Source organism: Neorhizobium petrolearium (genome assembly GCF_029854435.1).
In the GTDB taxonomy this organism is placed as follows: Bacteria; Pseudomonadota; Alphaproteobacteria; order Rhizobiales; family Rhizobiaceae; genus Neorhizobium; species Neorhizobium petrolearium.
The window spans coordinates 66,660-88,706 of record NZ_CP123000.1; the positions used below are offsets into that span (position 1 = coordinate 66,660).

Annotated in this window: 19 protein-coding genes and 1 tRNA gene; 10 read left to right on the forward strand and 10 right to left on the reverse strand. The window is 59.9% G+C overall.

Annotated features, from left to right (window positions below; all coding sequences use genetic code 11):
- Positions 1–113: 113 nt before the first annotated feature.
- From yidC to rpmH, 3 genes are read right to left on the reverse strand one after another with little or no spacing between them, the layout of a single operon-like run.
- Positions 114–1,922, reverse strand: a complete 1,809-nt coding sequence (yidC, locus tag QEO92_RS00345) for a membrane protein insertase YidC (RefSeq protein ID WP_037159090.1) — start codon at positions 1,920–1,922, stop codon at positions 114–116.
- Positions 1,922–2,311, reverse strand: coding sequence for a ribonuclease P protein component (rnpA, locus tag QEO92_RS00350; protein ID WP_227705060.1), 390 nt, complete (start codon positions 2,309–2,311; stop codon positions 1,922–1,924). Before rnpA ends, yidC begins: the two co-directional genes overlap by 1 nt.
- Before the next feature lie 30 nt (positions 2,312–2,341).
- Entirely contained in the window at positions 2,342–2,476 is a 135-nt protein-coding gene (gene rpmH / locus QEO92_RS00355) for a 50S ribosomal protein L34 (RefSeq protein ID WP_081953029.1), read from the reverse strand.
- A gap of 516 nt (positions 2,477–2,992) precedes the next feature.
- Here rpmH and QEO92_RS00360 point away from each other — a divergent pair.
- The 4 genes from QEO92_RS00360 to QEO92_RS00375 all read left to right on the forward strand — a co-directional run bounded on the left by QEO92_RS00360 (position 2,993) and on the right by QEO92_RS00375 (position 8,245).
- Positions 2,993–5,017 carry a HAMP domain-containing methyl-accepting chemotaxis protein gene (locus QEO92_RS00360; protein WP_037159087.1) on the forward strand — a complete coding sequence of 675 codons (2,025 nt, stop codon included), beginning with the start codon at positions 2,993–2,995 and terminating at the stop codon, positions 5,015–5,017.
- Between the two features lie 240 nt (positions 5,018–5,257).
- A complete protein-coding gene (locus QEO92_RS00365; protein WP_227705061.1) occupies positions 5,258–6,688 on the forward strand; it encodes an ATP-binding protein in 1,431 nt (476 codons plus the stop codon).
- Between the two features lie 138 nt (positions 6,689–6,826).
- A tRNA-Arg gene (locus QEO92_RS00370) sits at positions 6,827–6,903 on the forward strand.
- Between the two features lie 481 nt (positions 6,904–7,384).
- Entirely contained in the window at positions 7,385–8,245 is an 861-nt protein-coding gene (locus QEO92_RS00375; RefSeq protein WP_227701766.1) for a transglutaminase-like domain-containing protein, read from the forward strand.
- 312 nt (positions 8,246–8,557) lie between these two features.
- Here QEO92_RS00375 and chrA read toward each other — a convergent pair whose 3' ends face one another.
- The 6 genes from chrA to QEO92_RS00405 form a co-directional block, all read right to left on the reverse strand.
- Positions 8,558–9,781 carry a chromate efflux transporter gene (gene chrA / locus QEO92_RS00380; protein ID WP_227701767.1) on the reverse strand — a complete coding sequence of 408 codons (1,224 nt, stop codon included), beginning with the start codon at positions 9,779–9,781 and terminating at the stop codon, positions 8,558–8,560.
- On the reverse strand, positions 9,778–10,134 hold the full coding sequence (locus tag QEO92_RS00385) for a PadR family transcriptional regulator (protein WP_425272355.1): 357 nt from the start codon (positions 10,132–10,134) through the stop codon (positions 9,778–9,780). Before QEO92_RS00385 ends, chrA begins: the two co-directional genes overlap by 4 nt.
- A gap of 235 nt (positions 10,135–10,369) precedes the next feature.
- Positions 10,370–11,191 (reverse strand): ABC transporter ATP-binding protein, encoded by an 822-nt coding sequence (locus QEO92_RS00390; protein WP_227701768.1) that lies wholly within the window; start codon positions 11,189–11,191, stop codon positions 10,370–10,372.
- Complete coding sequence (locus QEO92_RS00395; RefSeq protein WP_227701769.1) at positions 11,188–12,255, reverse strand: FecCD family ABC transporter permease; 1,068 nt, start codon at positions 12,253–12,255, stop codon at positions 11,188–11,190. Before QEO92_RS00395 ends, QEO92_RS00390 begins: the two co-directional genes overlap by 4 nt.
- The gene (locus QEO92_RS00400) at positions 12,252–13,385 is read right to left on the reverse strand and encodes an ABC transporter substrate-binding protein (RefSeq protein WP_200884023.1); all 1,134 of its coding nucleotides are present in this window, start codon (positions 13,383–13,385) and stop codon (positions 12,252–12,254) included. Before QEO92_RS00400 ends, QEO92_RS00395 begins: the two co-directional genes overlap by 4 nt.
- A 112-nt stretch (positions 13,386–13,497) precedes the next feature.
- On the reverse strand, positions 13,498–13,905 hold the full coding sequence (locus tag QEO92_RS00405; protein WP_227701770.1) for a hypothetical protein: 408 nt from the start codon (positions 13,903–13,905) through the stop codon (positions 13,498–13,500).
- 388 nt (positions 13,906–14,293) lie between these two features.
- Between QEO92_RS00405 and QEO92_RS00410 the strand changes: the two genes are divergently transcribed.
- The 3 genes from QEO92_RS00410 to QEO92_RS00420 all read left to right on the forward strand — a co-directional run bounded on the left by QEO92_RS00410 (position 14,294) and on the right by QEO92_RS00420 (position 17,669).
- Positions 14,294–15,826 (forward strand): glycosyltransferase family 39 protein, encoded by a 1,533-nt coding sequence (locus QEO92_RS00410; protein ID WP_227701771.1) that lies wholly within the window; start codon positions 14,294–14,296, stop codon positions 15,824–15,826.
- A gap of 82 nt (positions 15,827–15,908) precedes the next feature.
- Positions 15,909–16,616: an SDR family oxidoreductase gene (locus QEO92_RS00415; protein ID WP_037159073.1), complete on the forward strand. Its 708-nt coding sequence runs from the start codon at positions 15,909–15,911 to the stop codon at positions 16,614–16,616.
- Positions 16,617–16,631: 15 nt separating this feature from the next.
- Complete coding sequence (locus tag QEO92_RS00420; RefSeq protein ID WP_227701772.1) at positions 16,632–17,669, forward strand: 4-hydroxyproline epimerase; 1,038 nt, start codon at positions 16,632–16,634, stop codon at positions 17,667–17,669.
- A gap of 17 nt (positions 17,670–17,686) precedes the next feature.
- On the opposite strand, the gene QEO92_RS00425 is transcribed toward QEO92_RS00420, so the two are convergent.
- Entirely contained in the window at positions 17,687–18,613 is a 927-nt protein-coding gene (locus tag QEO92_RS00425; RefSeq protein ID WP_052183172.1) for a tetratricopeptide repeat protein, read from the reverse strand.
- A 235-nt stretch (positions 18,614–18,848) separates the two neighbouring features.
- Between QEO92_RS00425 and pyrC the strand changes: the two genes are divergently transcribed.
- The 3 genes from pyrC to QEO92_RS00440 all read left to right on the forward strand — a co-directional run bounded on the left by pyrC (position 18,849) and on the right by QEO92_RS00440 (position 21,982).
- Positions 18,849–19,892, forward strand: a complete 1,044-nt coding sequence (pyrC, locus tag QEO92_RS00430; RefSeq protein ID WP_037159068.1) for a dihydroorotase — start codon at positions 18,849–18,851, stop codon at positions 19,890–19,892.
- A gap of 119 nt (positions 19,893–20,011) precedes the next feature.
- A complete protein-coding gene (locus QEO92_RS00435) occupies positions 20,012–21,190 on the forward strand; it encodes a GGDEF domain-containing protein (protein ID WP_227701773.1) in 1,179 nt (392 codons plus the stop codon).
- 96 nt (positions 21,191–21,286) lie between these two features.
- Entirely contained in the window at positions 21,287–21,982 is a 696-nt protein-coding gene (locus QEO92_RS00440; RefSeq protein WP_227701774.1) for an orotate phosphoribosyltransferase, read from the forward strand.
- The last annotated feature ends 65 nt before the right edge of the window (positions 21,983–22,047 follow it).

A 22,047-nucleotide genomic window follows, 5' to 3' on the forward strand; every position in this document is an offset into this window, starting at 1 on the left:
CTGTCTTGATCGAAGCGACACGGCTTCCGGGTTTTGCCGGCCAATGTCAAGCTATGGAGGATATTTGCCTATTGCCGAAAAAGAAAACCCCGGCGAACCGGGGTTTTCTGATGTTACTTCGAAGCCGCCGGTTTTCGTCGGAAGAGACCCTTCAGGTTGTCGAAGAGCTCGACCTTGGCACCGTGGCGCTTCATAATGATCGCCTGCTGCGTGACTGACAGCGTGTTGTTCCAGGCCCAGTAGATGACGAGGCCGGCCGGGAAGGATGCCAGCATGAAGGTGAAGACGACCGGCATCCAGGTGAAGATCATCGCCTGGGTCGGGTCCGGTGGCGTCGGGTTCATGCGCATCTGCAGGAACATGGTGACCCCCATGACGAGCGGCCAGACGCCGATCAACAGGAAGTGTGGCACGTCGTAGGGCAACAGGCCGAACAGGTTGAAGAGCGAGGTCGGGTCGGGCGCGGAAAGGTCCTGGATCCAGCCGAAGAAGGGCGCGTGACGCATCTCGATCGTTACGTAGATGACCTTGTAGAGCGCGAAGAAGACCGGGATCTGCAGGAGCACCGGCCAGCAGCCGGCAATCGGATTGATCTTCTCCTCCTTGTAGAGGGCCATCATCGCCTGCTGCAGGCCCATGCGGTCGTCGCCGAACTTGGCCTTGAGCTCCTCCATCTTCGGCTGCATGCGTTTCATGTTGGCCATGGAGGCGTATTGCTTGCTGGCGAGCGGGAAGAACAGCGCCTTGACGACGATGGTGGTGAGCAGGATCGCGACGCCGAAATTGCCCACGTGACGGAAGAAAAAGTCCATCAGCTGGAACATCGGCTTGGTGATGAAGTAGAACCAGCCCCAGTCGATCAGGCGATTGAACTGCGGAACGGCGTATTCCGTTTCGTAGCGCGAGATCAGCGGCACTTCCTTGGCGCCGGCAAACACGAGGTTCTTGAGCTCGGTCGACTGGCCGGGTTGCACCGTCAGGTCGTCGCCTTTGTAATCCGCCTGGTAGCTCGCCTGTCCGCCGGTGAAATGCGAGAAGCGCGTAACGTAGGGCAGCGTCTGAGGGGGAGCGATGGTCGCGGCCCAATACTTGTCGGTGATGCCGAACCAGCCGGTGGTCGCTTTCTCGTTGGTATACTGTTCTTCTTCGATATTGGAATAAGTGTGCTCGCTGAGCGAGCCGCTTTCGCCCATCACGCCGATGAAGCCCTCGTGAATGACCCAGACGGAAGGCGTTGCCGGCTTGTTGTTGCGGATAACGCGTCCATAGGGCGTCAATGTCACCGGCGCACTGGTCTTGTTGTCAACCCTATCCACGACCGTCAGCATGTAGTGGTCGTCGACCGAGATCGTGCGGGTGAAGGTGATGCCCTTGTCGTTGGTGAAGGAGAGCGTCAGAGGCGTCTGCTGGGTCAGCTTGTCGCCGCTTGCGAGCGTCCACTGGGTGCTCGTACCGGGCACTGTTCCTATCGATTCATTGGGGACGTAGCCGACTTCGGCGAAGTAGCCATCCTTCGTATCGGAGGGCGAGAACAGCGTGATGATCGGGCTCTTGTCGTCCACGGTCTCGTGGTATTCGCGCAGCTTCAGATCATCGAAACGGGCGCCGGTCAGGTTGATGGAACCGGTGAGGGCTGGCGTCTCGATCTGGACGCGCTGCGATTTGGCAAGCGCCTGTTCGCGAGTGACGGTCGTCTGCCCTGGGGCGGCTCCTGGCAAGGTACCCGTGGGCGCACTCGATCCGCTTTGGGCGCCGGGGCTTTCCGGGGAGGTGGTCTGGGCGGTTTCGCCCTGCAGCGCACGGCGGGCCTCTTCGGCGCGCTGCTGAGCTTCCATCCTCGGATTCATGTAGAGGAACTGCCAGGCAAGGACGATCAGCACCGAGAGCGCGATCGCGATGAAGTAATTGCGGTTCTTTTCCATCATGCTTTCCTGGAACGGGTCTCCTCGGACCGCTTCGGTTTCGGCCTGCCTTCAATACGCTCGATGAGCTGAGCCGTCATATCAGCGAAGGGAACCGCCAGCACCTCCCTCCGCGCGACAATCACATAGTCGTGTCCGTTCTTCATTGCAAATCCGGCAGATTGCCTCACCGCCTCCTTGAGGCGTCGGCGCATGCGGTTGCGTTCGACGGCGTTGCCTTGTTTCTTGGTGATGGTGAAGCCGACGCGCGGCTGCTCGTCCGGCACATGGCGATCGAGCACTTCCAGAAGGAAGGTTCGGCCACGACGACTTTCGCCCTCCCGGACAGCAAGAAACTGCGGCCGACTTTTCAGTCGCCCGACAGTTTTCTTGATCTTGGTCTCCGTCATCATCGCCCGGTTGCCTCGGGCAGCTCGGCCTTAGGCCGAGAGACGCTTGCGGCCACGGGCGCGGCGTGCGGAAAGAACCTTACGGCCGCCTTTGGTGGCCATGCGGGCACGGAATCCGTGACGACGCTTGCGAACAAGCTTGGACGGTTGGTAGGTACGCTTCATTTATTTTAATACCGCGGTGTGCGGCCCTTCTTGGATTTTGCCCCCGTGAAAGAGAGCAAGAGCGCTTCGGAAAAAACGTTCCGCATAGCCGGCTGCATGCGTGCAAGCCCGCCGGAGCTAAACGTGCGCGGCTTATAAGAGGACTTTGCCGGAAAAGTCAATCACGGCGGGCTTTTTGATCGTAGCCTGGGGAGAGGCATCCCTTTTTGCTGCGGATTCAAAGGATAAAATTGCAAGGCATCCTGTTAACCATTCCGAATTTCTCCGGTTATTCAAGCTTTTCCGAATTGAAATGCAATAATTTCAGGAGCGGAGAAGACCAAGGCGAGGAATGGCAAGCTGTTTTGCAATCAGGAGTAATTTTGGAAAATTATACCCGTCGCGATTGTTTTCGTTTCAAGAGGAGTTTCAAGTATTTCTTAATTGATGAGAGCTAATTTTAGCATATCGGGATAGGGGAGGAACTGCTGAACAGTTGCATTTCCCTGGAATCCACCCGGGTCTGGAAGGAAAGCAATGAAAATTCGCGGGAAAATCAATCTCCTCGTCGGGTTCATGAGCCTCGTGGCCTGCTTTATCGGCGGCATGTCGCTATTTGCCATGACGGAATATCGTACCATGATGGACGAATATGAGCTGGCGGCTGATCGCGCGCAAAAGGGCGAGCATTTGAACCGTCTCGTAACCGCTGTCGTCATGGATTCCCGCGGCGTCTACATGTCGAAGGATACCAAGGAAGCCAAGAAATTCGGTGACGGCATCCTCGGTTATCTCAAGGAGATGGAACAACTCCTTACGGATTGGGACAAGATCGTTCCCGCGGACGAGCGGGCCGTATTCGACAAGCTGCTTGCCCGGTCGAAAGAATTCACCGCCTTCAGGACCGAGACCGCGCGCCTTGGGCGCGAAGTCAGTCCCGCGGCGGCAAACGAGCAGGGCAACAACGAGGCCAATCGCAACAACCGCAAGGCCTATCAGGTGGAGATCGACGAAGTCGTCAAGACAGACCAGGCGCTGCTCGACGAGGTGGATCAGAAACTCAATGATTTCACCCGCACGCTCTTCATCCTAGTATCTGCCATTACCGTTGCCGGCGTCGCGGCCGGTGCGGGTTTCGGACTCTATCTTGGCCGGCGTCAGCTCAGCCATCCGATCATGAACTTGACGAAAGCGATGAAGCAGATTGCTGCCGGCGATTTCAATGCGCAGGTTTCCGGAGCGGGCCGCGCTGACGAAATCGGCGATATGGCGGCAGCAATCGAGATCTTCCGCAAGAACGGTATCGAGGTCGCGCGTATGAATGCCTCGGAGGCGACCATGCGGGCCAAGAGCGACGATCTGCAGGCTCGCATGTCGACTGTGGTGGCCGCCGCCGCCGAAGGCGACTTCACCCACCGCATCGACAAGCAATGGGGCGAGGAAAGCCTCGATCATTTTGCCCGCACTGTCGACCATTTGCTGGCGAGCGTCGATACAGGCATTTCAGAGACGTGCCGGGTTGTGAAGAGCCTCGCCGCCGGCGATTTCACAGACAGCATGAACGGCAACTTCAAGGGTGCGTTCGCAGAGCTGCAGCGCGACGTCAACGGCACGATGGAAACGTTGCGCGTCACCATGAGCAATGTCCGCGTCGCGACCGGCTCGATGAACGGCAGCGCTTCAGAGCTGAGCAATGCGACCAACGACCTCTCCAAACGCACGGAGCGGCAGGCGGCTGCGTTGGAACAGACGTCCGCAGCGCTCGATCAGATTACCGCGGTGGTGCGCACGTCCACGCAACGCGCGCAGGAGGCCACCGTCATGGTGGGCGAGGCAAAACAGAGTGCGGCGCAGTCCGGCGAAGTTGTCCGCAGCGCCGTCGAGGCGATGGGCCGCATAGAGCAGGCGTCCCGCGAGATCGCCCAGATCACCAACGTCATCGATGAAATCGCGTTCCAGACCAATCTTCTGGCGCTGAATGCCGGTGTTGAGGCAGCCCGTGCCGGCGAGGCCGGCAAGGGCTTTGCGGTCGTGGCCCAGGAAGTTCGTGAACTTGCACAACGCTCGGCAAGTGCGGCAAAGGACATCAAGGCGCTGATCAGCAAATCCGGCGGCGAAGTGGCGGTGGGCGTGGATCTGGTACAGAAGACCGGTGACGCCCTCTCCGAAATCGAAACGCGTGTGCTGCAGATCAACGATCATATCCATTCGATCGCGGTCGCTTCCGGTGAGCAGGCAACCGGCCTTGCGGAGGTCAATACCGCCGTCAACCAGATGGATCAGGTAACACAGCAGAACGCCGCCATGGTGGAAGAGACTTCGGCAGCGACCCAGAAGCTCTCTTCGGAAGCCGATAGCCTCTTTGCTCTCCTGTCCCAGTTCAACATCGGCGACGGTGCCGAAAGGACCGGTGCAAGTGCCGGAGCGCCGCGGCCGGTTGCAGTTGCCTCGACCCACAGTCCGCGCGTTTCCCCTGTCAAGGCAATGGCGGGTGCGCTGAAACGCGCTTTCGGCGGCAGTGCCGCAGCGGCCCCGGCGGCGGGAGATTGGGAGGAATTCTGATCCACGCTGCGTAAATCAACCAGATCAGGAAGCGGAAACGGAAACGTCTCCGCTTTCTTTTTGCGCTGCGGTGAAGGGGCTGGTAAATTGGCATCGAAGGCTTAAAATAGAGAATTACCGAAATCGGCTGATATTGGTGCCGGTCGGGATCGAAATTCGGAAATGGAGACCCGCATGGACGGCGAGGTTCACACCTCGGGACGCTCGGGGTCCTCGCCGGAGGGCGCGGGCCTGGAGCCGATGCCGCGCCTTTTCCGCGGCCTGTCCGGCCGGCTTCTCTGGCTTACCGTCATCTTCGTCATGCTCGCCGAAGTGCTGATCTTCGTGCCCTCCGTCGCCAATATGCGGATGAACTGGCTGCGCGATAAACTGGATACGGCTGCGGCCGCCGGCATCGTCATCGACGGCCTGCAGTCCGCCGAGCTTCCCCGCGCCGTTCAGGACGACACGCTGCTTGCCACCGGCACCAAGGTGATCGCGCTTCGCAAGGACGGCACCTCGCGGCTGCTTGCTGCAACCGATGTGCCGCCGCAGGTGGATGAGGTCTTTGATCTCTCCGATACGCCGATGCTTGCGTCCATGCGCGATGCGCTCGACACGCTCCTGTTCGGCGGCGGCCGCGTAATGCGTTTCTATGGTCCGATCGGCGAGAGCGACATGGTCATCGAGCTGGTGATGACGGATGGCGCGCTGCGCAAGGACATGCTGAAATATTCAAAGATGATGTTTCTGATTTCCTTGCTGATCTCGCTCTTCACAGCGGTTCTGATCTTCCTCGCCATCAACCGCATGATGATCCTGCCGATCCGGCGGCTCACCCATAGCATGCAGCGCTTTTCCGAGCAGCCGGAGGATCCTGCCCGTGTCTTCGCCCCCGACCGCTCGCGCGGCGAACTTGCGGTGGCAGGCCGGCATCTGACCGCGATGCAGGTGCAACTGCAACGCACACTGAAGCAGCAGAAGAATCTTGCCGATCTCGGCCTTGCCGTTTCGAAGATCAACCATGACATGCGCAACATCCTTGCGTCTGCGCAACTGATGTCCGACCGGCTGACGGACGTCGAGGATCCGATGGTGCGGAGTTTCGCCCCGAAGCTTTTGCGCACGATCGATCGTGCCGTGGGCTATACGAGTGAGGTGCTTGCCTACGGTCAGGCTTCCGAAGCCGCGCCGCGCCGCCGGCGCATCCGGCTCGCCGATCTTTGCCAGGAAGTACGCGATATCCTGGCTATCGATCCGGATGCGGGTATCGAATTCCAGGAGCAGGTGGCGGCCGACCTGGAGGTGGATTGCGACAGTGAGCAGCTTTTCCGGGTCATCCACAATCTCTGCCGCAATGCCGTGCAGGCGCTTACGACCTTTGACCCTCAGGATGCGTCCATGGTCCGCCGGATCTCCGTTTCGGCGCATCGGGTGGGCAGCGTGGTCAGCATTATGATCGACGATACCGGCCCCGGCATGCCGCGCAAGGCGCGCGAGAATCTGTTCGCGGCCTTCCGCGGCTCCGCCCGTTCAGGAGGCACCGGCCTCGGCCTGGTAATCGCCCGCGAACTGGTTCTGGCGCATGGCGGCACGATCGCGCTTGTGGAAAAACCCGGTCCTGGCACGCAGTTCAGGATCGAAATTCCCGACCGCCCGGTCTCGCTGGAAGACTACCGGGCTCGGGCCTGACGCAAATAAATGTTGCTTCTCAACGGTTTGAGCGAGAAGTGACAGTAAAATGACGTGGCCCGCGGTAAAATCGCTTGCAATCCTTCGCAGCACCCATTAGAGGATCGCCACGCAAGCGGTGACGCACTGCTTGCTTACGCACCCGTAGCTCAGCTGGATAGAGCACCAGACTACGAATCTGGGGGTCAGGAGTTCGAATCTCTTCGGGTGCGCCAACTACCGCCGATTGCCCTCCACAGCACGCGATAACTGCCGAACTTACGCCTTGCATCAGGTGGAGCATAGCCTGTGCGCAGAAAAGCGTAGAAACGGCGGCGTGGCGGTGAAAAAGTTTGAATTGCGTCCGGTAGATTGGCGATTTACGCGCAAAAGTTGCGCCGAGATTTTTGAACTGCAACTAAGCACCCCGTTTCGGACATTCGAACTTCCATTCTAGCGTCCGTAAGCCACCGTTCGCCCCAACATGGCCAAATTCTTTGCAATAGCGGAGAGTGGCGGCGTTCTTTGTAGCGCGAACGGACGCCTCCATTTCGAATGGCCTATTCCGTAGTTGCAACCTCCCTATTTTGCGACATCGCAAAATGCAGGCGGAAGACCGGTTCAAAACCCGGGACTTTTGTGACAAGCGCCCGATTGACAATTTTTGAAAATTTGCCCTCCTTGTCGTGTCTCAATCTCAACTGGAAAGAGACAGCAATGCGCAAATCCTTCTATGCTTCCCAAAGCATCTACTCGGAACCTGGGCCGTATCGCGAAACATTGATGCGCGGTGGCGTCGAACCTAAGTCAATTGCCCGGTGGATTAGCTCATTCATGCAGCATCCTCGCGGGGCTGAGTCCGAAGAACGTGGCTTCACACCTGAACAGGCCGCCGATCTGGAACTTCGGTCGGTGGCAGAGATTCTGTCCGTCGCCGTAAAACGCAATTTGCTTGAAGGCGATTCCGCACAGCACAAGGTCGGCGGCGTATGCCGGGATTTCGCTATACTGGCGGTTAGTCGATTTCGTGAGCGCGGCATCCCGGCTCGCCTCCGTGTCGGGTTTGCTGATTATCTGGTGCCTGGCCACTGGGAAGATCATTGGCTTTGCGAATGGCATGACGGCGGGCGTTGGAAACGGCTTGATGTGGAGTTTGCGGCTATCGGGGGAGTTTCTTTCGATACCTTGGACCTGCCGCGCGAGCGGTTCCTAACAGCAAGCGAGGCATGGTTCAGGATCAAAGACGAGCCTGCGATTGCCTCACGATTTGGCGTGTCAAGCCTCAACCTTGGGGGAGAGTGGTTCGTCGCGGGAAGCCTGCTTCGAGAAATCGCAGCCCTGCGTAAGCTGGAACTGAAACCGTGGGATTACTGGGGTCTATCAAAGAACCTTTCCCCCGTTTCAACCGAGTTGTCGCAGCAGGCGCGGACAACGTTCGACCAACTCGCTTCACGGCTCAAGAACGCCGATGTTGACGGGAACGGCGAGCTGGAAGCTGTAGCGGACTGGCCTCTACCAAAGCGGGTTGTCAGCTTCCCACAAGGCGAGCCTGTAGCTGTCGTGTTGCGTAATTCCTGACACTGGCGACGAAATCGGCGGGACTGAGAAATCGCTGCAATCTCCGTCGCAAGAATCTCTCGCAAAAGTCAGCGTTATGCGACTGACTTTTGCGACAGGTTTCCAAGAGGTATTTTCGGAAGCTGAAATTCGGTTTTGTTCACTGAATGTGGGTATGACTGCTTTTACAGTTTCGCCTCCGAAACCCGACAGGCTCCTCCCGGCCAAGGGATCGTGGCCTACTGCTGCGGGCCGTACTGCGTTCTATCGTTCGAGGCCGTCGCGGCGCAGTGCGCGAAGGGCTTCCGAACGCTTTCCGGCAGCGGGTTGATGTCAGCCCATACCGATCAGCACGCCACCCGCCGCAGCGACGAGCACGACGATCCAGGGTGCGGCCTTCCACGCCATCAGCAGCACGAAGCAGGTCAGCGCCAGCGCAAATTGGCGCGGACCGACAATCGCACTGGTGAAAACGGGATCGTAAAGTGCCGCGCCGAGAATGCCTACAACGGCGGCATTGGCGCCGCGCATGAGGGCTTGCGCGCTTTCGCGTTTGCGGAAGCTGTCCCAGAACGGAATAACGCCAAGCAGGATCAGAAAGCCCGGCAGGAAGATGGCAATCAGCGCAATGCCCGCTCCGGCGAAACCGTTGGGGGCCTGCTCCAAAACAGTTCCCAGATAGGCAGCAAAGGTAAAGAGCGGCCCAGGCACGGCCTGCGCCGCTCCGTAGCCGGCAAGAAACTGGTCGTGGCTGACCCAGCCGCGTTGAACGACCTCCGTTTCGAGAAGCGGCAATACGACATGTCCGCCGCCGAAGACCAGCGAGCCCGCGCGGTAGAACGAGTCGAAGACGGAGAATCCTTGCGAAGACGTAGCGGAGGTGACGATGGGCAGTCCGACGAGCAGAGCGATGAAAAGCGAGAGCGAAATCGCCCCGAACAATCGCGAAACTGGGAATTCGATGTGCCGGGTGATCTCCGCCTGATGGTTGCGGCAGAAGACAAGGCCCGCCACGGCACCGGCAGCGATCGCCGCCACCTGTCCGAGCGCACCTGCCACGAGAACGATGATCAGCACCGCACCGAGGGCGATGGTGGCCCGCTCGCGGTCCGGGCAGAGGTTCCTCGCCATGCCCCAGACGGCCTGGGCGACAATGGCGACAGCGACGATCTTGAGGCCGGTGATGATGCCACCGCCGATCGGTCCGCCGAATGCCGCTGCGCCGTAGGCGAAGAGGACGAGCAGAATGGCCGACGGCAAGGTAAAGGCCGTCCAGGCGGCAAGCGCGCCGAGCGGCCCGCCGCGCAGAAGCCCCAGGGCGAAACCGACCTGGCTCGATGCCGGACCGGGCAGGAACTGGCTGAGCGCCACGAGGTCGGCATAGCCCTTGTCATCGATCCACTTGCGCCGCAGAACCAGTTCGTCGCGAAAGTACCCGAGATGCGCGATTGGCCCGCCAAAGGAGGTGAGGCCGAGCTTGAGGAAAGCTGCGAAAACCTCACCGGCCGAGCCTCGGGTGCTCTGGTTTTCATCTTGGCTCGTCGTCGTATCCGTCATCTTTTCATCGCCTCCCCCGTAAATTCACGGATGCGCTGCTTGGCCACAGCAAGGCCATCGCGCCCTTTGTCGGTAATGGAATAGAGCTTGCGCACGGTGCGTCCGGCGCGCTCTTCGCGTGCGGTGAGGTAGCCATCGCGTGTCATCTTGTGCAGCAGCGGATAGAGCGTGCCGGCAGACAGGCGGTAGCCGTGGCTCGCCAGTTCATCGATCATCCACTGGCCGTAAATCTCATGCTCGGCTGCATGATGGAGCACATGCAGGCGCACAAGGCCGGAGAGGAGATCGTGGTGCTCCATTTTCAGCGAATGCCGTTTCTCGGGCAAGGCGTCTTTCGACTGGCTCTCTGTCATGTCACCTGCCTTCCTGATTCGCGGAGCGATCGGTACATGATATCGGTTCACGATAGCGAAAGCCGATTGCGAAAGGAAGACAGGATATGGAGTTTGTCCCGATCGGCATTGTGGCGTCGCTCACCGCTGGCGTCACGCTTTTCTAGGGCTTCGGCCTTCAAAAGATGACCTATAACATGATGACACATGAGATGGGCCACGGGCCGGGCCATCCCCAAGGTTGCCGCTTTAAATCTTAAGTTGAGCGCAACCCGTTCGTCTCTTGTCGATATGAGAACTTATCGAGACTCTTCGTCCTCGGGGTCTCGGACGGGCTGAGCGGGGCGATGACCGGCGTTCCGCCGGATGTGAACAGGATTTCCGCATCGACTCCGTAGACCGAGCGGATGAGGGGTTCATCCAGCACATGCGACGGGTGGCCAAGGCAGGCGCTCCGGCCTTCGTGAAGAATCAGAAGATTGCTGCTGTAGCGTGCGGCCAAGGAGAGATCGTGCAATACCACCGCCACGACAGCTCCATTTTCCTCCGCGTAGGTCTTCAAAATATCCAGAACAAGCAGTTGTCGGCGCAGATCGAGTGCGCTGGTCGGTTCATCCAGAAGAAGAATTTCCGGCCGTCGAATGAGCCGCTGCGCGAGGAGGACGAGCTGCTGCTGCCCGCCTGACGGGGTGTCTACCCTTCGTGCCGCAAACTCTGTTATGCCGACCGCAGCCATTGCCGCATCCGCGGCGTCTATGTCTGCGGGACGAAGCGACCAACCCAGCTTGTCGAGCCGTCCCAGCAGCACGACTTCGAGAACCGAAAGCTGGGCGCGAAGGCCAAGGGCCTGCGGCATGAAGGAAAGTTCGGTCGCATTCGGTCGGCGGCCATTGAACGTAGTCTTGCCATCATGCGGAAGCAGATTGGCGGCCGCAGCCATCAAGGTGGATTTGCCGGCACCGTTAGGCCCGCAGATAGCGGTAATGCCCGCTGCCGGAAACTCTGCAGAGACACCCTTGATGATCTCAGCACCGCCTCGCGATACGCGGACATTTTCGAGAACCAGAGCATGGCTCATCGCAAGCCTCCTGCATTGCGCCGCATGATCAATGCGAAGAGCACTGGAACGCCGACCGCGGCCGTGACGATGCCGACGGGGATTACTGCGCCCTGCGCGAGGATTTTGGAGACGATCGACGCGCCGGCCAGCAGCATTGCCCCCATCAGCCCGGAGGCCGGCAGCAGCACGCGCTGATCTTCACCGACCATGGCGCGTGCGGCATGCGGGGCGACGAGGCCGATAAAGCCGATCGTTCCCACGAAGGCTACGGAGGCCGCCGTCAGCATGGCGATCACCAGGAATGTCCGGCGGCGTAGCGCATGGATGTCGGTGCCCAGGCTGGTCGCATGGGCATCGCCAAGCCTCATTGCCGTCAACCGCCAGGCGTCGCGCGCCAGAAACGGAATACTGCCGAGAAGAATGACGACGATGACGGCGACGCTTGTCCAAGTAGATTTGAGCAGGCTGCCGAACAGCCAGAATACGATCTGCTGCAGCACTTCCGGCTCGGCGAGATATTGCAGCAGCGACTGGCATGCCTGGAACATGAACATCACGGCAATGCCGGCCAGCACGAGTATTTCGGCATTGGCTCCGCGCAGCCGCGCGATGAAGTAAACAAGCGCACATGCAACGAGCGTCATGGCGAAGGCGGATAGCGGCGCGATGATCCAGGAGGCGATCGGCACTGCCGCGCCGAACATGATGGCGAGCGCGGCCCCAAATCCCGCGGCCGCCGAAAATCCGAGAGTGAAGGGACTGGCAAGCGGGTTGTCGAGGATCGTCTGCATCTGAAGGCCTGCGATACCAAGGCCCATTCCAACCAGCACTCCCATGATGGTCATGGGAAGTCGGATCGACCAGACGATGGCCGCCGCTGTGCGGTCGTCGCCGGCGGGGCCGGCAAACAGCGCGGCGAATGCCTCCTTGGCAGAGAGGGGAGACGGTCCCGTCACCAGATCGACCGCTATCAGACAGGCCAGGGTGACGACGCAGCCGGTGAGGAGGCAGAGCCGCCTCTGCAGGCTCTTTCGGTAAAGAGCGTGCAGGTTCTGCCCTTGTAGTGCAGGAACGATGGTCATTTGTCTTGCCCGAGCTTCAGCATGAAGGTCCCGTCGGGCTTCACCGGCAGATAAGCCCGGTAATAGGCAGAGAGTTCTGCCGCAGGATCGACGTCCCGAAAAGCTTCCGGATAAAGCGCTTTGGCCATGTAGCGCAGAAATGCATAGTCATAGAGTGTGCGGGTGCCGCCGTGATAGATGGCATAGACCTCGCCATTCTTCACTGCCGGAAGGTCCAGCCATCCGGCGCGTCCGATATATGGCTCGGCGCGCGTGCGGGTGACGTCCGGCGGGATGTTGAAGCCCATCAAAACCGCGTTCGAAAGGCTGGTCCATTCAGAACCCGTGATGAAGATTGCATCCGGCTTCGACGAAAGAACGTATTCCGGGTTCAGCGGACCCCAGCTTGCAATCTGTCCGGCAGCGATGTTGCGCCCGCCGGCGGCATCCACGACACCCGCCCACATGCCTTGGCCATAGGAATTGCCGAACTCGGCCGCGCCCTTCTGGCCCAATTCAACATAGACCTTCGGCTTCGCGTTTTTGGATGCTCGTTCTACCCGGGCAAGGGTGTCGGCAACTTTTGCCTTGTACTGTTCGGCCAGTTCTTCGGCGCGCTCCTCGGCCCCCATCACCTTCCCGATGATAAGCGTGCTGGCGACATGTTTCTCGACCGTCTGGGCATTGTAGTCGACCACGACAAGCGGGATGCCCACCTGCTCGATCGTCTGAGCGGCTGCACCGAGGTACTTGTACTGTCCAGCCGACAGGATCACGACGTCCGGCCGCGAGGCGATGATCTTTTCTGCCGACATGGTTCCGGCGTCCGCGTCTCCGACATCGATCAGCTCAGCGATTTTCGGCGTAGTCTTCAGATAGGCTTCGTATTGCAGAGGGCGATAGCCTTTCCAGTAGTTGAGTGAGATTGCCTTGAGCCGGCCGATCGCGGTCGGACCGGTGATGGCGATATAGTCCTCGAAATAGAAGCCGAGCATCACATGCTGCGCGGGCTTTTCGAGCATGACGCGCCGTCCGAGCACGTCTGTGATTTGGATGTCTGCATGCGCTGCCGGGATGGCTCCGAGGCAAAGAATGCCGGACAGGGCAGCGGGCTTGGCCATGCGCATGGCACGGCGAACGAGATTGAACATTGGTTTCTTCCAGATGACGGTGATGAAGTCCGGCACGCCCGGGCAAAGGCCCTTGTGATGGAGCGCAGGACGCGAACCACGCCGACAGCTTTGAGCAAAAAGCTCGGAGCTGTTAGGCGATGCTCATCATGGAAGGAGGGGCCTGCGGGCCTGTATTGGGCGGAAAGAGGCGGGGAGGGGACGTCTCGTCGCGCTGGGGCTGTCGTGCCGCCGGAATGAAGCGCGTGATGGTCCCGACCATGTCGGTCGGAGTCGGCAAAAGCACCGATGCCGAGAGGCGGCAGGCTTCGCAGCCCGTGGGTTTGAATGATTCGTGTTTGCCGCTGCTGCCCTCATCATCGGTGACAGTCACGCAAAGGGTAGGCAGGTTGCCATCCGGCAAGGTGTATTGGGCAACCTCTGCGGCGCCCCATATGGAATCCAGGCTTGGGGCCTTGTGCCCGAAACCAACCATAACAAGTGCAAGCACGCAGACAATGCGCACCAGCAATCGCTCGATGAAGGTCAGGCGAGATTCCATCGTATACCCATGCCGCGAACCGCTTCCATTTCTAGGAGCGTCTCATCGTCCGCTCCCTGCGATAGATCAAACAATGTGTCGAGAGGCAAGATGCCAAGCCTGTTCTGATGGGATCGCGGCCTTCTGCCGCATCGCGGTGGCGCTGAAGACGCAGGACGATCGAAGAGCCGGTATTCGAACAGCATCGAGCCCCACGTGATTTTGCACATAGCCGAACACCAGAGTGGGGAAGCGCGAAACAGGAATTATCCTTCGCGAGTTCCGGTGCGCCATTTTTCTCGACAGTTGGTGATCTATATCCAAGGTCCGGCCGCCGCCAGTTTGTTATTGATCCGTGCCGTGCGCCGTGTCACGTGCTGAAGGATGTCGTCTTCCACGAGGAACGGAAATGGATCGTGAGAGCGGCGCGATATTCGCGCGCGAAGATTTGGAAGAGCCCGGCCGCCTGACGCGATTTCTCTCGCGGGGCCTGTGGGCGAGTGCGCTGTTTCTCGGCATCTATTTTGCCCTTAGCATTGCCGTCCGGTTGATTCTGCCGAATTCGCTGACCCTCGACGAGGCGGAACAGTCGCTGTTCTCACAATATTGGCTTGCCGGTTACGGACCGCAGCCGCCTTTCTACAATTGGGTTCAGAATGCCTTCGTTCGCGTCATGGGGATTTCGCTGCTTTCCCTGATGCTCCCGAAATTCCTCATGCTGTTCCTATGCTACGTGTTCTTCGGCCTGGCGGCGCGCGAACTCGACCGGCGTCCCGCTTTCGTGGCGATGGCGATGCTGAGCCTGGTTACTCTGCCGCAGGTCTCCTACATGCCGCAGCAGGATCTCACCCATACGGTCGCGGTGCTGATGGCGACCTCGCTGTTCCTCTATGGCCTTTTCCGCACGCTCAGGCACCAGGAATGGCAGGGTTACGTGATCCTCGGAATTGCAATCGGCATCGGTATGATCTCGAAATACAATTTCGTTCTGCTGCCGGCGGCGACGGTCGTTGCGGTATTCTGTGATCGCGAGTGGCGCGGTCGCCTGTTCGATCCGCGCGTGCTTCTGACCGCCGTTGTTGGCCTGGCCATCATTCTCCCGCATGCGCTCTGGCTTGTCGGCAATATCGATCTCGCAACGAACGGTACGATCGGCAAGATGGTGGAAGCCAACGCTCCCCATGGAGCCGCCCGTGTTGCCAGGGCGTTCAGTTCCCTCGTCCTCGCCTGTATTGCCTTCGGAGCTCTGACGGTTGTCATCTTCGCGGTCGCCTTCAAGAAGGATTTTCGCCGTGCCTTGAAGGCTGGGGATCGGTGGACGTGTCTGCTCGGACGGATGATGCTGGTCGCACTCCTGGGCGTTGTCTTCGTGATCCTGGTCACGGGAACGACCAAGATCACCGAGCGCTGGCTCGATCCTTATTTGCTTGCCCTGCCGCTTTATCTGCTTCTGAAGCTGGAGCGGTCGGGTGTGGATACCGGAGCGAACCTCGGGCGCTTCGTGCCTGTCTTCGTTGTCATCATGGCCGTCACCCTGGTTCCGCTGGCGGGCAAGACACTGACCAGCGGGCTGACGGGCTCTTATTCACGGATAAACTATCCCTTCGCATCCGTCGCGGAAGTGCTGAATGCTGAACAACGACCCGCATTGATCGTCGCTGGCGGTATGCATCTTGCCGGCAATATGCGGCTGCAGTTTCCCGACGTGCCCGTCATCAATTCCGAGCAGCCGATCGAGGGCTTTCCGCCACCGGATGCTATGAGGGCACCGGTCTTGGCCATATGGATTGATGGCGGGAAGACCACAGGCACGCCGCCGATCGACCTTTCATCCGTGAACGTCCTGGGGCTGACACCGTCGCCCCCCCAATCCCTTTCGCTTCCCTATTATTATAGTGACGGCAACACGAAGCTGAGCCTCGGTTATCTCTGGCTTCGCTGAAGACAGTAGGCAAAACCGACGCGCTGATATACCTGTTCGCGGAGGCTGGCTGATCGCCGGCAAAATCTTCAGGGAGGTTCCGATGGCTGAGACGGAAAAGGTGGCGCTGATCACCGGCGGCGGACGCGGCATGGGCGAAGCGATAGCGCGGGAACTCAATGCTCAAGGTTACAGGCTGGCTCTGATGTCACCATCGGAAAGCTGCGAGATCCTGGCAGCCGAGCTCGGAGGCGTGGCATCCCGCGGTGTGGCGGAAAAGGCCGAAGACATTCAGGCAATTTTCGACCTTGCGATGAAGACCTACGGCCGCATCGACGCCGTCGTGAACCATACCGGCCATCCGCCGAAGGGTGATCTGCTCGACATCACCGATGAAGCCTGGACGCTCGGCTCCGACATGATGATCCTGTCGCTGGTGCGCATGGCCCGCCTCGTGACACCGGTGATGCTGAAGCAGGGCAAGGGCGCCTTCGTCAACATCACCACGTTTGCTGCCTATGAGCCTTCGCTGGTTTTCCCGGTTTCCTGTACCTACCGTGCGGCAGCCGGAGCTTTCACCAAACTCTATGCAGACCGCTATGCGGCGGACAACATCCGCATGAACTGCATTCTACCCGGCTATATCGACAGCCTGAACCACAAACCCGAGACCGCCGATAAGGTCCCGATGAAGCGTATCGGCCATGTGGAGGAGATCGCCAAGACGGCTGCCTTCCTCCTGTCGGACGGCGCCGGCTACATCACCGGCCAGAACATTCGCGTCGATGGCGGCATTACCCGCCACGTTTGATTGGAGCATCCCGGAATGAGATGGAAGCGCACGATCCAGCTTCTGGACGTTCATTGCGAAGGCGAGATCGGCAAGGTCGCGATCGGCGGCGTGCCGAAGATACCCGGCGAGACGATCGCCGCCCAGCTTCACTGGCTGAACACCGATCCCAAGGGGCAGGAGCTTCGCCGTTTCCTCTGCCTCGAACCGCGCGGCGCGCCGATTGGCTCCGTCAACCTGCTGCTGCCGGCAAAACATCCGGATGCGGACGCCGCCTTTATCATCCTGCAGCCCGACCAGGCGCATGCGAGCTCCGGCTCGAACTCCATCTGCGTCACGACGGCGCTTCTGGAATCCGGTATTGTCGAGATGAAGGAGCCGGAAACCGTCGTGACGTTGGAAACGGCGGCCGGCTTGGTCAAGGCGACAGCCTCTTGCCGGGACGGACGCTGCGAAAAGGTCAAGCTTACGATGGTGCCCTCCTTCGTGCACGAGCTCGAGGTTCGGCTCGATACGCCGGAATGGGGCGGGATCAGGCTCGATCTCTGTTATGGCGGCATTTTTTATGCGCTGGTGGATGTCGGTCAGATCAATTTGACGATCGAGAAGGGCAACGCCGCGGCGCTCGTCAAGGCGGGCATGGTGCTCAAGGACCTGATCAACAGGCAGATACCCGTCGTTCACCCGGAAATCCCGGCGATCTCCGGCGTTGCTTATGTGATGTTCCGCGATACTGAAGCCGATGGCACGGTACGCACCTGCACCACGATGTGGCCGGGCCGGGCGGATCGCTCGCCCTGCGGAACGGGCAATTCCGCCAACTTGGCCGCCTTGCATGCCCGTGGCAAGGTGAGGGTCGGCGACGTCTTCAAGTCGCGCTCCATCATCGGCTCGGAATTCGAGGTGGGACTGGCGGCGGAAACGACGGTTGCGGGAAAACCGGCGATCATTCCGACGATCGCCGGTCGTGGTTTTACGTTTGGCCTGCATCAGGTGGCGCTTGATCCGTTCGATCCACTCGCGGATGGTTTTGCCATGACCGACGTTTGGGGACCGTCGGCCGGAGAAATCTAAGGTCGGAAATCTGAACTTTAGATTTCCTTGGCCACGGTCGTGGGCGTTTCCACATCGCCCGGCTTCAGGACAAGCGAGTTCACGCCTTCCGGCATGGACGGATCGCTCGGTGCCGGAACGATGCCAAGTTCCTGCATCTGCAGGAACTTGTAGGCGCCGAAGAGGTCGCCGGCTTCGCCGGCCTGGCGATACATTTCGGCAGCCTTCTTGGCATCGGCCGCGATGCCTTCGCCGGCCTCATACATCAGGCCGAGATTGACCATCGCATCGGTATTGCCGCGCTGGGCGGCAAGATCATACCAGGCGATCGCCATCTGGTCGTCCTGCGGAACCAGTTGGCCTTCATCGTAGATCGCGCCGACATTGAACGCGGCGGTATCATCGCCTTCGGCTGCAGCCTTCTCGAACCACTGCAGCGCTTTGCTCACATCCGGCTTGGTGCCGAGGCCGTCGCGATAAGCGACGCCGAGATTGTAAGCACCAAGTACGTTGCCGCTGAGAGCGGCTTCCTGGTAAAGCTGAAATTCTGCCTGTTCGTCGCCGAGCCGCCCCATCAGCATGCCGAAATTCACCTTGGCGGCCGGATAGCCCGCTTGGACGGCGGCATTATACGCGCTCATCGCGTGGTCAGGCTGCTGGATTTTGTTGAGCGCACGGCCGAGCTGATAGGCAAAACGTGGATTGCCGGTTGCGTCATAGGCCATCCGACAGGCATTGACGGCAGAACCGTCGATATCATCGATGCCGACCGGCGCGAATTCGCTGTTGCGCTGCTGGTCGTAAGGGCTGCCGGCGAGCCGGTCGCATTCCGTCTGCACGGCCGCCGCGAGCTGCAGGCTGGCTTGTTCCTCGGCACCCGGGGAAACCGCCAATGCGCAAAGTGCGATGGCGGTACCTGTGGCAATTGCAAATCCCCTGTTGACTTTGGATGCCTGGGATTTCATCGTATGTACTCCGACTCAGAGATTCCTCAGATTGGTTAACGAACGCTGTTGGCGGGCGCAGGTTCCGCTTGTCCTGAGCTTTCGTTCCACGATCGGTCCTCTTATCCTGCACATTTCCGTGAAGCCTGATATTTGGCAGATGAGATGTCCTGGACGGTTTCACTCATCCCATCGGATTGTTTTGGATGAGCCGTTGGTGGTATGCGGTTGAGATCGATCAATTCGGAAGCTTTTCATGAAAACGCTCACGCTTCGCCGCCCCGATGACTGGCACCTGCATCTGCGCGACGGCGCGATCCTGCAAGGGGTGATCGGCGATACGAGCCGGCATTTCGCTCGCGCCATCATCATGCCCAATCTGGTGCCGCCGGTTGTGACGACCACGGATGCCAGGGCTTATCGGGACCGTATCATCGCCGCGCTTCCGAACGGCGATCGCTTCGAGCCGCTGATGACCCTTTACCTGACTGAGCATACGGACCCGGACGATGTGGAGGAGGGCAAGAAGAGTGGCCTCATCACCGCGGTGAAGCTTTATCCTGCGGGCGCGACGACCAATTCCCATGGCGGCGTGCGCCATCTCGACAACGCGATGCCAGTTCTGGAGCGCATGGCGAAGATCGGCCTGCCGCTCTGCGTGCATGGGGAGGTGACGACGCCGGAGGTGGACATCTTCGATCGCGAGGCGGTTTTCATCGAGACGGTACTCGATCCGCTGCGCAAGCGCTTGCCGGAACTGAAGATCACCATGGAACATGTGACGACGGCGGATGGTATCGACTACATCAAGTCGTCGAAGGGCAATCTCGCCGGCTCGATCACCACCCATCACCTGATCATCAACCGCAATGCCATCCTCGTCGGCGGTATCCGCCCGCACTATTATTGCCTGCCGGTCGCCAAGCGTGAGAACCACCGGCTGGCGCTCCGCGCTGCCGCGACCTCCGGCGATGCGCGCTTCTTCCTGGGTACGGATTCCGCCCCGCATGTCGATCCGTTGAAGGAATGCGCCTGCGGTTGTGCCGGCATTTATACTTCGGTCAACACGATGAGCTGTCTGGCGCATGTGTTCGAAGAAGAGAATGCGCTCGACAAGCTGGAGGCCTTCACGTCACTCAACGGCCCTGCCTGGTATGGCCTGAAGCCGAACGAGGAGACGATCACGCTTGAGAAGCGGGATGAACCGGCCAATTTCCCCCCAAAGCGGGAAACAGGTGCCGGACCGATCACGGTTTTCGATCCGATGTTCCCGCTCCACTGGCAAGTGGTTGAAAAGTGATGCCTAATGCACGCGGATGGGTAGCATTTGGTGCAATGCGGTAACCTTTTGGATAGAATCCGGAATTAGCGTAGGCGCCAAGATTTCCCGCTGGGGGTGCCCCGAAGAGAAAGCTTGGCATGATGCTCGACTACCATTCTCTTCTGCTGGCGCTGGGTGTCTCGGCGGCGTGCCTTATGGTAACGCTGTTCGGAACATGGTTTTCCCGTCGTACGGATTCCTTTCTGCTCACGCTGGTCGTTGCGCTCTGCCTGATCGTATCGGGGATATTTTCCTATAGTTCCTACACTATGGAAACAGGCCTGCTGCGGGTATCGGTCGCCTACACGTTCCTCATGGCAGGCTTCAGCACCACCTATGCCGCATCCGTGCAGTTCCGGATCGGCAACAAGCCTTGGAGGCTTGCTGTAACGCTCTCTGTCGTAAGCGCCATACTGGGGCTGCCGCTCTTTGCCGTCGGGGTTGACGGGCTCGGGCTGATTGCGATGAATATTGGCGCGGCGATGCTGCTGATAGGCACCGCCTGGCAATACTGGCTGGCGCGTCAGGAAGCTCCCGGACCGCTGTGCGGAATGGCGATTCTCTATAATCTGAGCGGTTTATCCTTCGCCCTATGTGCCGTCGTCTTGATCGACGGGGCCCAATGGGTGCTCGGACGCGCACCCGACAACTGGGCGGAGAATCTCAATATCGGTGTCTGTATTGCCGGTATGACCGGCATCGGTTCGCTGTCGCTTGCTCTTCACCAGTGGCGCATGGCCGCCCATCACCGTCGGGAGGCAATGACCGACGCATTGACCGGGCTTCTCAACCGCCGGGCGCTTTTCGAGCAGCACGGCAGCCGCATCCTGAATTCGTCGACCGCCGTGATCGTTTTCGACATCGACCGCTTCAAGTCGATCAACGACCAGCATGGCCATGCAGCGGGTGACATGATGCTGAAGATTTTTGCAGAGGAACTGGCAAACGGTACGCCGGCGCCGAATACCGTAGCCCGTCTTGGCGGCGAGGAATTCGCGATGATCCTTCACAACGTCCTGCCCGGTCGGGCCGAGCGGATTGCCAACGAGATTTCCCGTCGCTTTGCTGCCCGCGAAATCCCGATGGGCGAAACGGTGCTCCGCTGCACCGTCAGCGCGGGTGTTGCCGTGGGGGCGACCGGCGGCCAGCCCTTCGAAACCGTGCTCGGTCTGGCCGATAACGCGCTCTATGAGGCCAAGCGCGCAGGTCGCAACCGTGTCGAGGTTGCCGGCTACCTGCGATCGGTGGACGTGGGCGACACGCGCAGCAGCGCCTGATCGCACGTTATTTCTGACATCATTTCCCGGCATCGTCTGGCGCCTGCCGCCGCATGCTGCTATTGCGGCGCGTGGTGATCAAACAGGAGCGGGCGCATGATCCAGACCACATTTCCAGACCGGGGCGTAATGGCCGAACTGATGGCGAAGATGCTCTGGGAGATCGGGGCGGTTCATTTCAGCGCCGACAAGCCCTACAAGCTTTCGTCCGGCATGATGAGCCCCGTCTATATCGACTGCCGCAAGCTGATCTCCTATCCCCGCATCCGCTCGTCGATCATGGATTTCGCTGCCGCGACCGTCATGCGCGACGCCGGCTTCGAGAAGTTCGATTGCGTCGCGGGCGGCGAGACGGCCGGCATTCCCTTCGCGGCTTTCCTCTCCGAACGCCTCGGCCTGCCGATGATCTATGTCCGCAAGAAACCCAAGGGCCACGGTCGTAACGCGCAGATCGAGGGACACATGCCGGAAGGCGCGCGCGTGCTTGTCATCGAGGACCTGACGACTGCAGGCGGCAGCATGTTCACGTTCATTGATGCCATCCGTGCCGCCGGCGGCGTGGTGGATCACGGCATCGCGCTTTTCTTCTATGATATCTTTCCGGAAGCCGGACAGCGTTTTGCAGACGGCAAGGTCCAGCTCCATCACATCGCCACGTGGCGTAATGTCCTGGCGGTCGCGCGCGAAGGCAAGCTGTTTGACGACAAGACGCTATCTGAAGTCGAGGCGTTTCTCGACGCGCCGCTCGCCTGGTCGGGCCGCAATGGCGGCGTGAGCGAACTGGCGCCTTGATTTTTTGCTCTGGCCTTTTGACAAAAGCTCGCTTAATCGATTGAAAGTTGCTGGAGCGAGCGGGA

Excerpts from the sequence above, each read along its gene's own strand:
- QEO92_RS00415 (WP_037159073.1), top strand. The coding sequence starts at position 15,909 with ATGGCTGAGACGGAAAAGGTGGCGCTGATCACCGGCGGCGGACGCGGC.
- QEO92_RS00385 (WP_425272355.1), bottom strand. The coding sequence starts at position 10,134 with ATGACAGAGAGCCAGTCGAAAGACGCCTTGCCCGAGAAACGGCATTCG.
- rpmH (WP_081953029.1), bottom strand. The coding sequence starts at position 2,476 with ATGAAGCGTACCTACCAACCGTCCAAGCTTGTTCGCAAGCGTCGTCAC.
- QEO92_RS00365 (WP_227705061.1), top strand. The coding sequence starts at position 5,258 with ATGCCGCGCCTTTTCCGCGGCCTGTCCGGCCGGCTTCTCTGGCTTACC.
- QEO92_RS00390 (WP_227701768.1), bottom strand. The coding sequence starts at position 11,191 with ATGAGCCATGCTCTGGTTCTCGAAAATGTCCGCGTATCGCGAGGCGGT.
- QEO92_RS00410 (WP_227701771.1), top strand. The coding sequence starts at position 14,294 with ATGGATCGTGAGAGCGGCGCGATATTCGCGCGCGAAGATTTGGAAGAG.
- QEO92_RS00440 (WP_227701774.1), top strand. The coding sequence starts at position 21,287 with ATGATCCAGACCACATTTCCAGACCGGGGCGTAATGGCCGAACTGATG.
- pyrC (WP_037159068.1), top strand. The coding sequence starts at position 18,849 with ATGAAAACGCTCACGCTTCGCCGCCCCGATGACTGGCACCTGCATCTG.
- rnpA (WP_227705060.1), bottom strand. The coding sequence starts at position 2,311 with ATGACGGAGACCAAGATCAAGAAAACTGTCGGGCGACTGAAAAGTCGG.
- QEO92_RS00360 (WP_037159087.1), top strand. The coding sequence starts at position 2,993 with ATGAAAATTCGCGGGAAAATCAATCTCCTCGTCGGGTTCATGAGCCTC.
- QEO92_RS00425 (WP_052183172.1), bottom strand. The coding sequence starts at position 18,613 with ATGAAATCCCAGGCATCCAAAGTCAACAGGGGATTTGCAATTGCCACA.
- QEO92_RS00395 (WP_227701769.1), bottom strand. The coding sequence starts at position 12,255 with ATGACCATCGTTCCTGCACTACAAGGGCAGAACCTGCACGCTCTTTAC.
- QEO92_RS00420 (WP_227701772.1), top strand. The coding sequence starts at position 16,632 with ATGAGATGGAAGCGCACGATCCAGCTTCTGGACGTTCATTGCGAAGGC.
- yidC (WP_037159090.1), bottom strand. The coding sequence starts at position 1,922 with ATGGAAAAGAACCGCAATTACTTCATCGCGATCGCGCTCTCGGTGCTG.
- QEO92_RS00375 (WP_227701766.1), top strand. The coding sequence starts at position 7,385 with ATGCGCAAATCCTTCTATGCTTCCCAAAGCATCTACTCGGAACCTGGG.
- QEO92_RS00435 (WP_227701773.1), top strand. The coding sequence starts at position 20,012 with ATGATGCTCGACTACCATTCTCTTCTGCTGGCGCTGGGTGTCTCGGCG.
- chrA (WP_227701767.1), bottom strand. The coding sequence starts at position 9,781 with ATGACGGATACGACGACGAGCCAAGATGAAAACCAGAGCACCCGAGGC.
- QEO92_RS00405 (WP_227701770.1), bottom strand. The coding sequence starts at position 13,905 with ATGGAATCTCGCCTGACCTTCATCGAGCGATTGCTGGTGCGCATTGTC.
- QEO92_RS00400 (WP_200884023.1), bottom strand. The coding sequence starts at position 13,385 with ATGTTCAATCTCGTTCGCCGTGCCATGCGCATGGCCAAGCCCGCTGCC.